15 protein-coding genes are annotated in these 16,309 nt (G+C 73.9%); 4 read left to right on the plus strand and 11 right to left on the minus strand.

Annotation, left to right across the window (positions count from 1 at the left end; all coding sequences use genetic code 11):
- Positions 1 to 39: 39 nt before the first annotated feature.
- The gene (aztB, locus tag AB0O01_RS33330; protein WP_365319361.1) at positions 40 to 885 is read right to left on the minus strand and encodes a zinc ABC transporter permease AztB; all 846 of its coding nucleotides are present in this window, start codon (positions 883 to 885) and stop codon (positions 40 to 42) included.
- Between the two features lie 24 nt (positions 886 to 909).
- Between aztB and aztA the strand changes: the two genes are divergently transcribed.
- Both aztA and AB0O01_RS33340 read left to right on the plus strand, forming a co-directional pair.
- Positions 910 to 1,644 carry a zinc ABC transporter ATP-binding protein AztA gene (gene aztA / locus AB0O01_RS33335; RefSeq protein WP_365319363.1) on the plus strand — a complete coding sequence of 245 codons (735 nt, stop codon included), beginning with the start codon at positions 910 to 912 and terminating at the stop codon, positions 1,642 to 1,644.
- 313 nt (positions 1,645 to 1,957) lie between these two features.
- A complete protein-coding gene (locus tag AB0O01_RS33340) occupies positions 1,958 to 2,467 on the plus strand; it encodes a hypothetical protein (RefSeq protein ID WP_365319365.1) in 510 nt (169 codons plus the stop codon).
- Positions 2,468 to 2,557: 90 nt separating this feature from the next.
- Here AB0O01_RS33340 and AB0O01_RS33345 read toward each other — a convergent pair whose 3' ends face one another.
- A complete protein-coding gene (locus tag AB0O01_RS33345) occupies positions 2,558 to 3,406 on the minus strand; it encodes a DUF4097 family beta strand repeat-containing protein (protein ID WP_365319367.1) in 849 nt (282 codons plus the stop codon).
- A 219-nt stretch (positions 3,407 to 3,625) separates the two neighbouring features.
- Positions 3,626 to 4,237 carry a TetR/AcrR family transcriptional regulator C-terminal domain-containing protein gene (locus tag AB0O01_RS33350; RefSeq protein WP_365319369.1) on the minus strand — a complete coding sequence of 204 codons (612 nt, stop codon included), beginning with the start codon at positions 4,235 to 4,237 and terminating at the stop codon, positions 3,626 to 3,628.
- Between the two features lie 126 nt (positions 4,238 to 4,363).
- Between AB0O01_RS33350 and AB0O01_RS33355 the strand changes: the two genes are divergently transcribed.
- The gene (locus AB0O01_RS33355) at positions 4,364 to 5,119 is read left to right on the plus strand and encodes an SDR family oxidoreductase (protein WP_365319371.1); all 756 of its coding nucleotides are present in this window, start codon (positions 4,364 to 4,366) and stop codon (positions 5,117 to 5,119) included.
- Positions 5,120 to 5,266: 147 nt separating this feature from the next.
- Here AB0O01_RS33355 and AB0O01_RS33360 read toward each other — a convergent pair whose 3' ends face one another.
- On the minus strand, positions 5,267 to 5,695 hold the full coding sequence (locus AB0O01_RS33360; protein WP_365319373.1) for a DoxX family protein: 429 nt from the start codon (positions 5,693 to 5,695) through the stop codon (positions 5,267 to 5,269).
- Positions 5,696 to 6,281: 586 nt separating this feature from the next.
- Here AB0O01_RS33360 and AB0O01_RS33365 point away from each other — a divergent pair.
- The gene (locus AB0O01_RS33365) at positions 6,282 to 6,977 is read left to right on the plus strand and encodes a lytic polysaccharide monooxygenase (protein ID WP_365319375.1); all 696 of its coding nucleotides are present in this window, start codon (positions 6,282 to 6,284) and stop codon (positions 6,975 to 6,977) included.
- Positions 6,978 to 7,174: 197 nt separating this feature from the next.
- Here the strand turns inward: AB0O01_RS33365 and AB0O01_RS33370 are convergent, their stop codons facing one another.
- The 7 genes from AB0O01_RS33370 to AB0O01_RS33400 all read right to left on the minus strand — a co-directional run bounded on the left by AB0O01_RS33370 (position 7,175) and on the right by AB0O01_RS33400 (position 16,218).
- The gene (locus tag AB0O01_RS33370; protein ID WP_365319377.1) at positions 7,175 to 7,981 is read right to left on the minus strand and encodes an alpha/beta fold hydrolase; all 807 of its coding nucleotides are present in this window, start codon (positions 7,979 to 7,981) and stop codon (positions 7,175 to 7,177) included.
- A gap of 202 nt (positions 7,982 to 8,183) precedes the next feature.
- Positions 8,184 to 9,467, minus strand: coding sequence for a (3,5-dihydroxyphenyl)acetyl-CoA 1,2-dioxygenase DpgC (dpgC, locus tag AB0O01_RS33375; protein ID WP_365319379.1), 1,284 nt, complete (start codon positions 9,465 to 9,467; stop codon positions 8,184 to 8,186).
- Entirely contained in the window at positions 9,464 to 10,168 is a 705-nt protein-coding gene (gene dpgB, locus AB0O01_RS33380) for an enoyl-CoA-hydratase DpgB (RefSeq protein WP_365319381.1), read from the minus strand. Before dpgB ends, dpgC begins: the two co-directional genes overlap by 4 nt.
- Positions 10,165 to 11,325 (minus strand): 3,5-dihydroxyphenylacetyl-CoA synthase DpgA, encoded by a 1,161-nt coding sequence (gene dpgA / locus AB0O01_RS33385; protein ID WP_365319383.1) that lies wholly within the window; start codon positions 11,323 to 11,325, stop codon positions 10,165 to 10,167. Before dpgA ends, dpgB begins: the two co-directional genes overlap by 4 nt.
- Before the next feature lie 71 nt (positions 11,326 to 11,396).
- Entirely contained in the window at positions 11,397 to 13,964 is a 2,568-nt protein-coding gene (locus AB0O01_RS33390) for an aminotransferase class I/II-fold pyridoxal phosphate-dependent enzyme (RefSeq protein WP_365319385.1), read from the minus strand.
- A 71-nt stretch (positions 13,965 to 14,035) separates the two neighbouring features.
- Complete coding sequence (gene hppD / locus AB0O01_RS33395; RefSeq protein WP_365319387.1) at positions 14,036 to 15,064, minus strand: 4-hydroxyphenylpyruvate dioxygenase; 1,029 nt, start codon at positions 15,062 to 15,064, stop codon at positions 14,036 to 14,038.
- 104 nt (positions 15,065 to 15,168) lie between these two features.
- Complete coding sequence (locus AB0O01_RS33400) at positions 15,169 to 16,218, minus strand: MBL fold metallo-hydrolase (RefSeq protein ID WP_365319389.1); 1,050 nt, start codon at positions 16,216 to 16,218, stop codon at positions 15,169 to 15,171.
- Positions 16,219 to 16,309 lie beyond the last annotated feature (91 nt).

Raw genomic sequence — 16,309 nt, forward strand, 5'->3', positions numbered from 1 at the left:
TCGGTCGTCGGTGGACGGGCGTGGGCTGGGCGTGGCCGGTCAGGGGGGACAGAGTCGTCCCGCCCCGCGTGTCCGGTGGCGGAGGGCCGAGCCCAGGTGGGAGAGGAAGAAGAGGGCCACGGCGAGCGCCGAGACGGTCGCTCCGGCGGCGGTGCCCAGGTGCCAGGAGAGGAGCAGGCCCCCGAAGGTGGCGGCGGCCCCGGTCAGCGCGGCGAGCGCCATGACGGCGGGGACACCGCGCGCCCAGGGCAGGGCCGCCGCGGGCGGGGCGATGAGCAGCCCGAAAACCAGCAGGGTGCCGACGACATGGAACGAGGCCACGATCGCCAGCCCCAGCAGCCCGAGCAGGACGGCGTGGGCGAGCCGGGGCCGCAGCCCGAGGGTGCGGGCCTTGCGGGGGTCGAAGGCGAGGGCGACGAACGCCCGGTGCCCGAGGACCGCGACCGCCAGCGCCGCGAGCAGCGCGCCGGCGAGCAGGACCAGGTCCCGTTCCCGGACCGCGAGGACGTCCCCGAACAGGAAGCCGGTCAGATCCACCGCGAACGACTGCGAGCGGGACACGATGATCACGCCCAGCGAGAGCATCCCGACGAACAGCAGCCCGATGCCGGTGTCCTGGGACAGCCTCGGCGCCCGCCCCAGCGCGGTGACCCCCGCGGTCATGACGGCCGCGCTGAGCGCCGCGCCCAGCAGCGGACTGCCGCCGAGCAGGGCGGCCAGCGCGACCCCCGGCAGCAGCCCGTGGGACATGGCGTCGCCGAGGAAGGCCATCCCCCGGAGCACCACCCAGGTCCCGGCGAGCGCGCAGATCGCCGACACCAGGATTCCGCCCCACAGGGCGCGCTGCACGAACGTGGCCTCGAAAGGGGCCGTCAACCACTCCATGGCCGCGACACTACAATGAAAACCATGTTCAACAAACCGCCCCTCGGGCCCGAGCGGGAGCAGGACACGACCGCGCTTCTCACCCTCACCGAGCTGTCCGCCGGTTACGACGGCCGCCCCGCGCTCCATCAACTCACCACCCGTATAGCGGCGTTGAAGTCCACCGCGCTCGTCGGTCCGAACGGCAGCGGCAAGTCGACGCTGCTCGGCGTGCTGGCCGGTGTGATCCGCCCGACATCGGGCACCCTCGACCGCCGGACCGCCGGAGCCGCCGCCTTCGTGCCCCAGCGCGCGGCGGCGCCGGACGCGTTGCCGCTGACCGTGCGGCGGACGGTGGAGATGGGACGCTGGGGCGAGCGAGGCCCCTGGCGGCGGCTGACCCGGCGGGATCACGCCCTGGTGGACGAGGCCCTCGGCCGCCTCGGCATCGGCGCCCTCGCCGGTCGCCAGCTCGGCACGCTCTCCGGCGGTCAGCGCCAACGGGCCCTGATCGCCCAGGGGTTGGCCCAGGGCTCCGATCTGCTGCTGCTCGACGAACCGACGACCGGCCTCGACCCGGAGGCCCGGGACCGGATCGCCGCGCTGCTGACGGAGGTGGTCGCGGACGGGATGACGGTCGTCCAGGCCACCCATGACCTGACCGCCGCCCGCGCGGCCGACGCCTGTCTGCTGCTGCGGGCCGGACGCCTGGTGGGGCAGGGACGGCCGGACGACGTCCTGACCACGGCGGCGCTGGCGGGGGTGTGGCAGTCGGGGTGAGGGCGAGCGCCAGGGGGCGGGGCTGCACCTCTTCCCGTGCCGCCACCCGCCTGCCCGCCGACCCGCCCGCCCGCCTACCCGCCGACCGTCGGCCCGCCGCCTCCCGGTCGGGCGCGGCGCGGAACTGGCGCCATGGAGGGGCCAACCTGGCCGGGAACCGCCCGCGCAACCGCCTCCCCCGGCGGCCGGATCAGCGCGGGCGCCTCAGCGCCGTATGCCTTCCTGGGGCTGTTTCACCTGGCCAGAGGGGTTTCGGGGGGCCGTGGGGCCGGGGCGGTGCCGCGCGGCGCAATCTGCGTGCCATGATGGTTCCATGGAACTTGGACTGTACGTCGAGAGCCTGCGCGAGGAGCTGGTCGCGGCCTCCGCGGCGGGCGACGCCGAGACCCGCGCGGTCGCCGAACGGCTCATCGCTCCCCTGGAGTCGGCCGTCCGGCTCACGCTGCTCAATGTGCTGTCCGCCGCCACCGAGGAGATCACCCGGGATCTGGCGCCCGGTTCGGTGGATCTGCGGCTGCGCGGAATGGAGCCCAGCTTCGTGGTGACCCCGCCCGCCGGGACCGGCGCGGCCGAGGACACCGCGGACGCCGGCGCCGACGCGGCGGGCGAGTGGTCGGCGGCGGCGCTCGCCGGTACCGCGGGCGGCGCCACGGCCCGGATCAACTTCCGCCCCCCGCAGGAGATGAAGGAACAGATCGAGGAGGCGGCGGCCCGGCAGGGCATCTCGGTCAACGCCTGGATGGTGCGGGCCTCCGCCGCGGCGCTCGCCCACAGCAAGCGCACCCCGCGCGGCAAGCAGCGGTTCGACGGCTGGGTGCAGTAACGCCCGTCCGCCGCCGGGTCCGGGACCGCCCGGACCGTACGCCTGACGCCCCTGCTCCGGTCGTTGCCGGGCAGGGGCGTTCGCGTGCGGTCAGGAGGCGCGCAGGAGGGTGATGTCGCCGAAGGCGGTGTGTCCCCGGACGGTGACGGCCTCGCCGGGGGACTCGGTGGTGCTCTCCAGCATGTTGTGCACCCGTCCGAACCCGGTGCTCAGCTCCAGCTTCGCCGGACGGCCGGCGCCGATGCCGATCTCCAGATCGCCGGTCCCGGTCTTCAGCGCGACGGTGTCCCCGGTGACCTCACCGAGGCGGATGCCGCCGTTGGAGGTCTCGATGTCGGTACGGGCGCCGAGGGCGTGGTCGACGGAGATGTCGCCGTTGGCGCAGCGGACCTGGAGGGTGCCGGTGACCCTGCCGATGTCGGTGTTGCCGTTGGAGTTCTTCACGGTGGCGGCGCCCTCGACGTCGGCGATCCGGATCCGGCCGGTGGCGGTGGCGATCTCGGCGTCGCCGTCGACCCGGCCGACGGTGACATGACCGGCGGAGGTCTTCAGCTTCAGGGGGCCCGTGCGGTCGACCTGGAGATGGCCGGTGGCCGTCTTGAAGGAGCACTCCCCGAGCCGGCCGGAGCAGCGCAGGTCCGCGACCGGGGCCTCGCCCCGCAGGTGTGAGCCGCTGGGCAGCGCGATGGTCACATCCACCGAGTGGGACTTGCGGGAGAAGCCGAGCGCCCGGGGCTTCGGGGTCCTGACCGTCAGCACGCCGTCGGTGAACCCGACGGTCGTCTGCTCGGCCGCCTTCACGTCCGAGGCGTCGGTCTCGTCGGTCGGCCGTACCTCGACGACGGTGTCGGCGCGGTCCTCGGCGGTGATCTGCACATCGCCGACCGCGCCGACGTCGATCCTGAGGGTGATCGGCTCAGGAGTGTCGAAAGCGGGCATGGCTTTCCCTTCTCGTCCGGGGGGACCTCCGTGGTGGAGGGGATGCCGGTCGCACCCGCGTCCGTCCGCGAACGAACCGACCTCCGTGGCGCCAGTATGGCGCATGGCCGTTCCGTCTCATGGGGTGAGGGGAGGGGGGCGCGGGATCGCCGGTCCCGGGGGTTGCCGGGCCACCGTGGCGCCACGCTCCCCCGTGCCCCGGCGGCCCGTCGGGGGGCCTCAGCTTCCGGACAGGATGGCGCTCACCCCGAATTCGAACCGGTCGTCGAACGACCCCGGTGCCAGATGGCCGACGATGCGGTGCAGGGCGGGGTGGGTGGTCGCGGAGACCGCGCCGGACAGGACATCGCCCAGCGGACGCTGGTCGACCGCCTGTTCCTCCTGGGTGAGACCGAGGGCGAAGTAGATGACCGCCCAGGCGGTCCAGGCGACGGCCCGGTCGTCCAGGCCGCTGTCCAGGAGCGCGCCGACCAGGGCGTCCGCGAAGCGCAGGGTGTTCGGTTCGGCCGGGTAGGTGCCGACGACCAGGGAGGCGCCGTCGCGGTGGGAGAGCAGGGCGCGGCGGTAGCGCCGGGCCAGTTCGCGGACGCGGTCGGCGGGGGCCGGGGGCAGTCCGGTCAGCCGGATCTCGCCGAGGACGGCGTCCGCCATCAGCTCCAGCATCCGGGCCTTGGTCTTCACATGCCACTGCACGGTGTTGATCCGGACGCCGAGCCGGTCGGCGACCGCCCGGGTGGACACCGCGTCCAGGCCCTTCTCGTCCAGAAGGTCCAGCGCCGTACGAATCACCGTGGCCGGATCAAGCCGGTCACCCTGTTGCCTATTGGTCACCGACCTAGTTTACTGCGCTCAGGCTCTAGGTCAGTGACCTAGAATGAGGGTCCGGGGGGTACGGGAGCGCGAGCACCGGGTCCCACCGGGGATCGACAGGGACGACAGGGAACGGCAGGGAACCGGATGGATCTGGAACTGAAGGACCGCGTGTACATCGTCACCGGGGGCACCCGCGGGCTCGGCAACGCCGTCGCGCGCGAGCTGATCGCCGACGGTGCCAAGGTGGTCATCACCGGCCGGGACGCCGGGCGCGCCGCCGAGGCCGCCGCCGAACTGGGCGCGAACGCGGCCGGGGTCGCCGTCGACAACGCCGACCCGGAGGCCGCGCAGCGGCTGATCGACACCGCGCGGGAGACGTTCGGCGGCTTCGACGGCATTCTGATCAGCGTCGGCGGCCCGCCGGCCGGCAACATCGCCGACAACACCGACGAGCAGTGGCAGTCGTCGTTCGAGTCGGTGTTCCTCGGTTCGGTGCGGCTCGCCCGCGCCGCCGCCGCGGAACTCGGGGACGGCGGCACCATCGGCTTCGTGCTGTCGATCACCGTGCACGAACCCGCCCCGGGCATGGTCATCTCCAATGGACTGCGCCCCGGGCTCGCCGGGTTCGCCAAGGCGCTCGCGGACGAACTCGGGCCGCGCGGCATCCGGGTGTTCGGCCTGCTGCCGGGACGGATCGGCACGGACCGGATGCGCGAGCTGGACGGGCTGTCCGCCGACCCCGCGGCCCGCCGCACCGCCAACGAGTCCGGGATTCCCCTGCGCCGGTACGGCACCCCGGAGGAGTTCGGCCGCGCGGGCGCCTTCCTGCTCTCCCCCGCCGCCTCCTACATCACCGGCGTGATGCTGTCGGTGGACGGCGGGGCGCGGCACGGGTTCTGACGCCGCAGGATCGCGACGCCCCCGGCACCCGCCCCAGGACCGGAATCCGGTGCGGAGGCGGGTGCCGGGGGGCGGGCGGTGGCGCCGGGGCGGGCTCGCCGGGGAGGAGGCGGGTCCGCCGTCACCGGCACACCGCGGTGGCCGGCGTCAGCGGCCGGCCACCACCGGACGGTCGCCGCCCCGGCCGGGGCGGGCGACGGAGGTCAGGGTCCAGCGGCCGGGTCCGAGCGCGGCGATCAGCAGGAAGGACCAGCAGAACATGGCCGCCGCCTCACCGCCGTTCTCGATGGGGAACAGCGCGGCGGACTGGTGCTCGACGAAGTAGGCGTAGGCCATGGAGCCCGAGCAGAGCAGGGCCGCGGGACGGGTGGCGACGCCGCCCAGGACCAGCGCGCCGCCGAACAACTGGATGATGGCGGCCCACCAGCCGGGCCAGGCGGCGACCTCGGGTGCGGCGCCGTGCGGTCCGCCGAGGACGTCGAAGAGCGTGGCGGCGCCGTGACAGGCGAACATCAGGCCGACGACGATCCTGAAGAGCCCGATCACATGCTCTCTGTTCTTCTCCAGCGCTTCCATCGGTGAGGCTCCTCTCTCGCGGCGCCCCGAGCGGGGGCGGCGCCGTGGTGGGGGGTGGTGCTGCCGTGGTGCGGGTCGTGCCGAGTCGCGGACGGGTGCGGGCGGGACCTCCTCTCGGCGGACGGGACAGGCCGGTACCGGACACAGGAACCCGGTGACGGCACGGCGGCACAGCCGCACGGCAGGGTGTGCGGCCGGGGCGCGGTGGTGCCGACAGCGGTGCGTGGACGATGCCGGTCGAGCACATCGCCGTGCGGGGCGGGGCAGGCGTCGCGGTGGTGCGTGGCGGTGTGTCCCCCGGGCCGTCGTGTTCGGCGGAGGGGGTGCGCGGCGCTGCCGGTCGGGGCGGACATGGTCCGGAAACGGCTGACGTTCCCAAGACTGTTAACCACCTCCCACCCTCTTGTCTAGACCAATAGGCCAAGAAGTTCGAACGCGGGTGAGCGAAAGCAACTCGCCCCGAAGGTCGGCCGGTTCCTTTCCCTCACCCTCTTGACCGGATCGGGTTTCCGGCTATGGTCTAGACCTAATGGCGGTGAAGGTCTAGACCAACTCCCTGTGCGTGCATCCCAAGAGAGGGCATGGCATGAACAAGAACAGACGGGTGGCCTGTACCATCGGCGCGCTGATCGCACCGCTGCTCGCGATCAGCCTGCCGACCGGCTCGGCGAACGCCCATGGCTGGGTGACCTCGCCCGGCAGCCGGCAGGACCAGTGCGCCGCGGGCGTCGTCGACTGCGGCCAGATCCAGTACGAGCCGCAGAGCGTCGAAGGGCCCAAGGGCCTGACCAGTTGCAGCGGCGGCAACGCGCAGTTCGCCGAGCTGGACGACGACAGCAAGCCCTGGCGGGTGACGCCGGTCGGCAGCACGCACACCTTCACCTGGCACCACACCGCCCGGCACGCCACCGCCAACTGGCAGTACTACATCGGCAGCCAGAAGATCGCCGAGTTCAGCGGGGGCAACGCCCAGCCCGCCGCCGACGTCAGCCACCGGATCGACTTCGGCTCCCGCACGGGCCGTCAGAAGGTGCTCGCCGTCTGGAACGTCTCCGACACCGGCAACGCCTTCTACTCCTGCGTCGATGTCAACATCGGCGGCAGCGGCGAGGAGCCGACGGGCTGCACCGCCCCGGCCTGGGCCGCCGGCAGCGTCTACAACGGCGGCGGCACGGTCTCCTACGGCGGCCACACCTGGCGGGCGAAGTGGTGGACCTCGGGCGAACAGCCCGGCACCACCGGCCAGTGGGGCGTCTGGGAGGACCTCGGCCCCTGCGCCTAGCCACCGGACGCCGAACGCGGCCACCGGCCACCGGCCATAGTCACCCGGCCCCGCCACCCCACCTCTCGGCGGGGCCGGGCCCCGCGCAGGGCGCTCCGCCCCTGGCGCCCTGCGCGAAGGGCGGCACCCGGCACCCGGGCCCGCCCGCTTCTCCCACGCTCGCCCTCTCGGTCAACGTCCCGGCCGGGCGCCGGATGTCAGGGCGTGTCCGCCTCGCTCCAGAAGGCGTCGACCAGGGCGTTGAAGAGGTCCGGCGACTCCTGGAACGGCTGGTGCGCCTCGTCCGCGAGCATCTGGAAGCGGGCCCCCGGAATCGCGTCGGCCACGATCCGGCCGAGACGCGGCGGGGTGGCGATGTCCTGCTCACCGGCGAGGACGAGGGTCGGGACGGTGATCCCGGGAAGGCGGTCGAGGGTGTCGTGGCGGGTGAACGCCTCCAACTGCCGCTGGAACGCCTCGGCCGACTGCGGATGGGGGAAGGCGAGGGAGTCCTCGACGATCGCCGCCACCGTGCCGTCGGCGTGGGCGCGGGCCGTGTAGATCCAGAGGAAGAACGCCTCCAGCATGGCGCGGGCGTCGGGGGCCCCGGTCACCAGCCAGTGCCAGGAGCGGGTCAGAGCGGTGAAGCGGGCGTCCGCGCGGGCCCAGGTGCTGGTGAGGACGAGGCTGCGGACGGCGTCGGGGTGGCGGATCGCCAGTTCCTGGGCGATGGCGCTGCCGCCCGAGAACCCGGCGATGTGCGCGCGGTCGACACCGAGCGCGCGGAGCAGTGCCGCGGCGTCGTCGGCGAGGGATGCCATGGAGAGCGGCCCGTCCGGCAGGGGGGTGCGTCCGGCGCCCCGGTTGTCGAAGGCGATCAGCCGGTAGCGGTCGGCCAGCCCGTCGAGCTGCGCCTCCCATGCCTCGGCGGGATCCCCGAGCCCCGCGATCAGCAGCACGTCCGCCCCCGCACCACGGCTCTCGGTCCAGATCCTCGCCCCGCCGGCCTCGACGAACTCACCCATACGGCACCGCCTCCCCATTGTCATGGTCTTCTCCCCGGCAGGCGGCGACCCAACACCGGGGCGCCTCCCCGGCGATGACGTCCGCCCGCCCCGGGAGTCTCCCTTCCGGCGTCGGCGGTGAGGTGGCCGCCGGGCGGCCCTGAGCGGCCGGGGCACCCCTCGGATCGGGTGCCCCGGCCTTGCCCGGTACAGTCCCGGCAGGTCAGCCCGCCCCGGTCGAGAAGCGGCCCACCTTGCCGATCACATCGGCGCTGTACAGCCGGAACGCCTGCTCCAGCGCGAAGTCCGCCATGTAGCGGCGGAAGGCGTCGAGGTCCTCCTCCCCGGAGTTGAGCATCCGGCGGTTGGCGGTGACGGCGGGGCCGCGCAGCCGGTCGAGGCTGTTCTCGACGGCGGCGTCGAGCGCGTCCGGGTCGTGCACCTCGTCGATCAGGAGCCGGGCCTCCGGGTCCGTCGCCCGGACGCGATGCCCCTCCAGGATGATCTGCCGGGCCAGTCGCGGGCCGGTGGAGCGGGGCAGCCGGAAGTTGGCGACGCCGGGGACGATGCCCTCCTGCGCGGCGGGCAGGCTGAGGTAGGCGTCCGAGGCGGCCAGGACATGGTCCACGACCAGCAGCAACTGCATCCCGCCGCCGATCGCGAAGGCGTCGACGGCCGCGACCCAGGGTTTGGCCCGGAGCGGGGTGTGCCAGGACCCCTCGTCGTCGACCCGGACGCCGCGCCAGATCTTGTGCAGACAGCCGAGTTCGCGGCGGAGCAGGAACCCGACGAGCGAGATGCCCCCGGCGTGCAGGCTCTTGAGGTTGATCCCGGCACTGAACACCCGTTTGCCCCGGTAGCGGGGGTGGGTCATCTCCCCGCCGCGCAGCAGACAGAGTTCGACCCCGGGGTCGAGCAGGGCGAGATCGACGGCGGTCTCCATGTCGTCGACCTGCCGGTCGTCCTCGGCGTTGAGGCAGTCGTCCCGGCACAGGGTGAGCCGGGCGACGCCGTCCCGGCGTTCCAGCCGTACCGAGCCGAGGTCGGCGTGGCCCGTGGCGGTGAAGTCCGGGAGGAGCCGGAGGGCGCGGGCGGTGGGGGCGAGCAGGCTCTCCATGAGGTGGGTGCCGGACAGCGGTGAGCGCAGGACGCGGCTGAAGAAGAGACCGAGGTCGATCTCGTGCCCGGCCTTGTCGGCCTGCGGCAGCGCCCGGTCCGCGGCCAGTTCCGCCGCGGTCGGCACGAGCCCCTGGAACACCCGTTCCGCGTCGGCGGCCAGGGTCTCCAGACCGGGGCCGCGGGTGCGGTTCCCGGTCAGTTCGGCGTAGACGGCGTCGGTGTGGGTGTCCAGGAAGGCGGCGCGCAGGGCCCGGAGCCGGCCGGGGGGTGCGGTGGCGTGCTGCCGGGCCGCGCGGGCGAGGGCCGCCCGCGCGGCGGGCAGATCGGCCCGCAGTTCGGCCGGGTCGATGGGGCGGGGCACGGTGGGCGGACTGTCGGCGGCCGTCATGCCGTCACCTCCGGGGTCCCGTGCTCCGGTTTCTCCTCGGCGGCGGCCGTCCGCCGCAGTGCCCGGTCGCAGGCGGCCAGGTGCGCCCCGAGCGCCTCCTCGAAGGGGACGGTACGGGCGTCGAGCAGCAGTTGGCGGCGGATCGCCAGCTCGGAGCCGGTGAACGCGGCCGTGTACCCGGCCGCCGCCACCGCGGCCGACGGGTCGTCGGTGACCTCGTCGACGAGGTGCAGGGCAAGGGCGCGCTCCGCGTCGATGGGGGTGCCGTGGAGGACCGTGCGGCGGACGGCGGCCGTGCCCGAGGTCTGCTGGACCAGGCGGTGCAGGGCCATGCCGGGCCAGGTGGCGCCGTCGGTGACGGGGGGCATCAGCCGCAGCGAGGGGGTGGCGATCCGGATGTCCAGGACTAGGAGGGTGTCCAGGGCGGTGCCGCCGATGTCGCCGTCGGCGATGCCGATGGTGGTGGTGGGCAGCCGCTCCAAGCGGCGCAGCGCCCGCTCCCACTTGCTGATCAGACCCACCGTCAGCCCGTCGGTCCACCCCGCCGCCGGGGTGCCGGACAGTTCCACGACGACGGGGCCGTACCCGCCGCCGTCCTCGGCCCCGTCGCACAGGGCCGCGAGGGCGGCCACGGTCTCCGGGGTCGGGGGCTGCCCGCCGTCGACGCGCAGTCGCGCCGGGCCGGTGCGCGTGGCGCTCACCACTGGACCAGCGCCGTCTCGATGGTGGAGCCAGGTCCCATGGTCATCAGCACTCCGTAGTCGCCGGCCCGGGCGCGGCCCTCCTGGAGCAGCCGCTGGTAGGAGAAGAGGAACGAACCGCTCGACAGATTGCCGTAGTCGCGCAGGACGTCGGTGGTGTGGCGCAGATCGTGGCGGGTGAGGCCGAGGTTGACGCGGACCGCGTCGATGACCTTCTTGCCGCCGGAGTGCACCAGCCAGTGGGCGATGTCGCTGCGGCGCAGCCCGGCGCCGTCCAGCAGCCGGTCCACGACGCGCTCCGCGTGGGCGCCGACGACGTAGGGGATGTCGGGGTCCAGGTAGAAGCTGAACTTGTGCTGGGTGTCGTCCCAGTCGTAGCGCATGGCGCCGATCGCGTCGGTGATGAGATGGCTGGCGAAGCCCAGCAGCCGGGGGCCCGCCTGGGCACCGGCGCCGCCGGGCAGCGCGTCCGGGGCGGGCCCGGCGGCGTCGGGCGGGTCGGCGAGCAGGGCGATGGCGGCGGCCCCGTCGCCGAAGAGGCTGTTGACGACGGAGGTGCGCAGGGTCGCGTCCATGACGTAGGCGGCGGAGCATGCCTCGGCGCAGAGCAGGACGGCGACCCGGCCGGGGTGGGCGGCGGCCCACGCGGCGGTGGCGTTCAGGGCGTTGAGGCCCGCGTTGCAGCCCATGCCGACGACATCCACCCGGTGGGTTCCGGCGCTGATGCCCATGTCCTTGATGAGCAGCGCGCTGAGCCCGGGGGTGAGGAAGCCGGTGGTGGTGACACAGCACAGGTAGTCGATGTCGGCGAGGTCGAGACCGGCGTCGGCCAGGCAGGCGCGGACCGCGCGGGCGCCCATGTCGAGGGCGAGGCGGGTGTGTTTGGCGAGGAGGTCCTTCTGGGTCTCCTGGACGAAGGTGCGGTCGGCGGCGCGGGGCGGGAGGGTGAGGTGGCGCCGCTCGATGGCGCTGTTCAGGAAGATGGACCGGATCCTGGGATCGGTGATGTCGAACAGGTCCAGCAGTTCGCGCTGGGTGTAGGAGTGCTCGGTCACGGCGGTGCCGATGCCGATGACCCGGCTGGGGTGGGTGGTGTGCTTCGGCTCGGGTTCGAGGGTGGTCGCGGGGCGGGCGGTGAGGGCGGAGGTGGGGGTCATCGGTAGGTCCACCCCCACATGCGGGGCTTGCTGCGCAAGCGTCGAACGGCAGTGAACACGTGCCGGTCCCTTCAGGGGCGGGCCGTCGTCCGGATGAACCGCGCCAGGCGGGCGGTTCCCTCGCGGATGTCGGCGTGGGTGAGGTAGCTGACGGACAGGCGGAGGGTGTGCTCCCCGCCGCCGCCGGGATAGAAGTAGGACATGGGCGTCCAGATGACGCCGAACTCCTCGGCCGAGCGCGCGAGCGCGGTGTTGTCGGCGGGGAAGGGGACGTCGACGGTGAGGAAGAAGCCGCCGCTGGGCCGGTTCCAGCTCACCCCGAGCGCGGTCCGCTCGGCCTCGGGGAGCGCGGCGTCGAGCTGCTGGAGCGTGGTCCGCATCGCGTCGCCGTAGTACCGGGCGGTGTCGGTGTTGTGCTCGGCGGCGCCGCCGTCGCCCGCGAGGAGCATCCCGCCGACGACGGCCTGGCTCAGGGCGGAGGTGTTGACGGTGACCATGCTCTTGATGCGGGTGAGTTCGTCGGCGAGCAGTCCGGTGGTGCCGGAGCGGTCGGTGACGAGCTGGTCGGCGACGGCGTAGCCGACGCGGGCGCCCGGGAAGAGCGACTTGGCGAAGGAGCCGAGCTGGACGACCCGGCGTTCGCGGTCGAGCGACTTGAGGGTGGGCAGTTGCCGTCCCGGGCTGACCAGCCGGTAGGGGCTGTCCTCCAGGATGAGGAAGTCCTCGCGGGCGGCGAGCTTGAGCAGCTCGTGCCGTTCGTCCAGGCCGATGGTGGCGCCGGACGGGTTGGAGTGGTCGGGGATGACATAGAAGGCGCGGGGGCGGCGGCCCCGGGCGCGCTCGGCCCGGATCGCCGCTTCGAGGTCGGCGCAGCGGAACCCGTCGGGCCCCTCCGCCACCGCGGTGGGCTCGATGTCGAGGAGGCGGGCGGCGCCGGTGATGCCGACGTAGCAGGGGCTGGAGACGAGCAGGGCGTCGTCGGGGCCCGCGACCAGGGCGCGCAGCGCGAGCAGCATCGCCTCCTGGCAGCCGACGGTGACGACGACGGACTCGGCGGGGACGTCGATGTTCTCGTCCAGGCGCAGCGACCGGGCGATCAGCTCCCGGATCTGGCCGCCGGTCGGCCCGTACTGGAACAGGGCGTCGCGGATCTGGGCGGGGGTACGGCCCGCCGCCTCCAGGTGGTCCATGTAGCGGCGGATGTGGGTGAAGATCTGCTCGGGGTCGAAGAAGCCGTCGTAGGGGCGGCCGGGGGCGAACGAGACCGCGTCGGGGTAGCGGTGGGTGATCTCGTTGAGGAAGTTCATGGTGTCGAGGACCGGGTCGGAGACGCTGCCGTGCAGGTCCTCCTTGAGCAGTCCGGTGCCGTCGGGGCGGGGCGGTTCCCCGGTCGGCGAACCGGTGCGGGGCAGCGGCGCCGCCGGGGTCCGGGACGGGAGCGGCGGGGTGGCCCCGAGGACCAGTGCGGGGGTGGCGTCGGCGACGCCGGGGCAGCCGGTGAGGGTCATCGCCTCGGCGAGTTCCCCGGTGACGATCCCGAGCACGTCCGCGACGCCCTCGCGGCCGGCCGCCGCCAGTCCGTGCAGCACGGGGCGGCCCAGCAGGACGGCGTCGGCGCCGAGCGCCAGGGCGGCCAGGACATCGCCGCCGCGCCGCACTCCCCCGTCCAGCAGCAGCGCGCAGCGGCCGGCCGTCTCCGCCGCGATCGCGGGGAGGACGTCGAGCGTGGCGGGGGCGCCGTCGAGCTGCCGGCCGCCGTGGTTGGAGACGACGATGCCGTCCACGCCCGCGCGGACCGCCCGGCGGGCGTCGTCGGCGGTGAGGACGCCCTTGAGCAGCAGCGGCAGCGGGCTGACGGAGCGCACCCATTCCACGACGGTCCAGTCGAGGGCGGTGTCGAACTCGGCGCGGGCGTGGTCGCCGGGCGAGGCGAACCCGGCTGCTCCGGGGCCCGCGGTGAGGTTGGCGGGCACGATCCCGGGCGGCAGCCGGAAGCCGTTGCGCAGATCCCGCAGTCGGCGGCCGAGGAGCGGCGCGTCGACGGTCAGCACCAGCGCCTCGAACCCGGCGCGCTCGGCCCGCTCGATGAGCGCGCGGGTCACACCCCGGTCGCGGAAGCAGTAGAGCTGGAGCCAGAGGGGGGCGGAGGCGGCCTGGGCGATGTCCTCGAAGGTGCGTCCGGCGAAGGTGCTGACGACCAGCGGCACCCCGGCCGCCCCCGCGGCGGCGGCCGTGGCGACCTCGCCGTCGGGGTGGACGAGGGTGTGGTAGGCGAGGGGCGCGACGGCGATCGGGGCGCTCCAGTCACGGCCGAGGATCCGCGTGCCGAGCCCCGGCCGGGCCACCCCGGCGAGGACCCGCGGCCGGAGCCGGACCCGGTCGAACGCGGCCGTGTTGGCGGCGAGGGTCCGTTCGTCCCCGGCACCCCCGTCGACGAAGTCCCGGACATCCGGCTCCATCCGATGCCGCGCGAGAGCGGCGTAGTCGGGGAGGGTGAGGGGGGTGGGCTCCAGCTCCGCCGGGGACGGGGGGTGGGGGGTGGGGTGGGCCGGGGTCGGGATCGGGGTCGGCGGGGGGTCGGCCGGGGCATCCGGGGCCGGGGGGCCGCCGGTGTGGGCCGCCGGGGCACCCGGGATCACCGGGCGTCCCGGGCCGCCGCCCCCGGCTGTTGCCGGGCCGGGGTGAGTGGGCGGGTGGGTCTCGTCGGGGGTCATTCGGCGGCCAGCCGGTCGCGCTCCACCGCTTCGTACAGGGCGCGAATGTTCGCGCTGCCGAAGCCCCGGGAGCCGCGGCGCTGGATCAGCTCGTAGAAGAGGGTGTTGCGCTCGTAGGGGGAGCGGCTGAAGAGCTGGAGCAGGTCGCCCCATTCGTCGCGGTCGGCGAGGACGTGTGCCGAGCGCAGCCGGTCGATCTCGGTCCGCATGCCGGGCAGTCGCTCGACGAGGCTGTCGTAGTAGGTGTCCGGCACGGTCAGGAACTCCACACCCCGGTCCCGGAATTCATGGACGGCGGGGATGATGCTCTCCACCAGGAACGCCAGGTGCTGGACGCCGGGTGCGCCGTTGCGTTCCAGGAAGGCGTCGAGCTGGCCGGGTCCCTTGCCCGGGTCGGGGGCGACGAGGGTGAAGGTGACCTGGCCGGAGTCGCTGCGCACCACGAGGGAGTCCATGGCGTGGGCGCCGACGTCGACGTACTCGGAGGAGTAGCGGGTCAGTCCGAAGGCCTCGCGGTAGAAGTCGCCGTAGGTTTCGATCGAGTCGGCTTCGAGGCAGATCGCGATGTGGTCGAGGAGCTGGATCCGGCCGGCGGGCACGGGGGCGGCGGGTGCGTCCGTGAGGGGGGACCAGGTGCGGCCGGGCGGCGGGCCGGGGATCCGTGCGGCGTCGCGCGGGACGAGGGTGTGGGTGACGCCGCCGAACGCGGACACCGTGGTGGTGCCCTGGGAGGTGCCGGTCACGGTGGCGCCCGCCGCCACGGCCGCACGGGCGCTCTCACTGACGTCGTCGCAGGTCAGGGCGATGTCGGCGATGCCGTCGCCGTGAGCGCTCAGAAACTTCCAGGTGGCCGGCCCAGTGGTGACGACCAGATGCACCGTGCCCTGGCTCAGCAGGGCGGAGCTGCGGTCGACGCCCACCGCCTCGGCGGTCCGGGTGAAGCCCATCGAGGAGACGAAGTAGTCCACGACGGATTTCCTGTTGCTGGTGTACAGCTCGATGTAGGCGACGTCGTGCACGGCCATGGGGTGCCTCCTGGGCGGGCGTCTGCCGGGGTACGAGGGTGGGGTGGGGGTGCCTCAGCGGCACCGCTCCCGCCGGTCCGTGCCGGTGCGGGTCAAGGCGGTGCTCACCAGGACCACTCCTGCTGGTGGAGCAGGTGTCCGGCCGTGATGCCGTGGTCCGCGCACCAGGCCATGAACCCGTCGATCTGCTGGATCTGCTGCGGGTCGGCGGGGTGGATCGGGGAGAGGAGGTGGGCCGGCGCGGGACGGCCGCCGACGGGGTGGACGTAGACCTGGCCGGCGCCCAGCTCGCGCATGATCGCGGCGGCCTGGCCGGCGTTCCAGCCCGGCGCCCGGTGCGGGTCGCCGGCGCTCCGCCCCCGGGTCAGCAGGGGGTGGTGGAGCCAGGCCAGCGGGGCGCTGTCGCACCCTACCGCGAGGAACGCGTAGTCGGTGCTGCCCAGTTGCCGGCGGATGCAGCGGTAGGGCAGGGGGTCGAGGCCGGAGGAGTTGGCGCCGATGAACACCGACCGTCCGGCCAGTTGCACCCAGTAGGTCGACTCGCCGCGCAGGTCCGGCAGGCCGCGCTCGCCGAGGAACGGGGTGGCCACGACCCGGCCGCCGGGGAAGGCGAACTCGTCGTAGTCGGTGGCCTCGACCACGGGGAAGCCGAGGCGGCTGAGATACAGACCGGTCGAGGGGGTGTCCTGGCCCGGTAAGGAGCGGGGGACGACGATCGTGCCGATCCGGCCGCGCAGTTGCAGCAGGGTCTCCAGCACGATCGGGTCGCGATGCCCATGGGTGACGAGCACCAGGTCGATGAAGTCGGGCAGGTCGTCCGGGGTGTAGCGGGCGCCCGCGCCGCTGTCCGCGCTGATGAAGGGGTCGGTCACCACCGCGCCCCCGGCGGTCTGGAGCACCAGGCAGGAGTGGCCGAAGTAGCGGATCCGGCCCCCGCTCTCGATGTGCCGGTGCGGTTTCGGCGGTGCCGCCCCGTCCAGCAGCATGGCCAGATGCTCGGCCTGGGTGTCGTCCAGACCGAGTGCCTCGCCGAGTCCGCTGAGCAGGGCCGGTGCCTGGCTCCGCCGGGCGGGGAGAAACGCGGCGGGCCGTTTCTCGTTCCGGTCGGCTCGGGCAGGGGTGTGCGGGGGCGTCACCGGGGCGTGCGGGGGCATGGAGGGGGCGTTCGGCGGGGGGAACCGCACCGGGGGTACGGGTGCGGGCGCCTGCTGCGCATAAGGGATGCGCGCGCCCGGGGAATACCCG

The organism is Streptomyces sp. NPDC093252 (assembly GCF_040683675.1).
Taxonomy (GTDB): Bacteria; Actinomycetota; Actinomycetes; order Streptomycetales; family Streptomycetaceae; genus Streptomyces.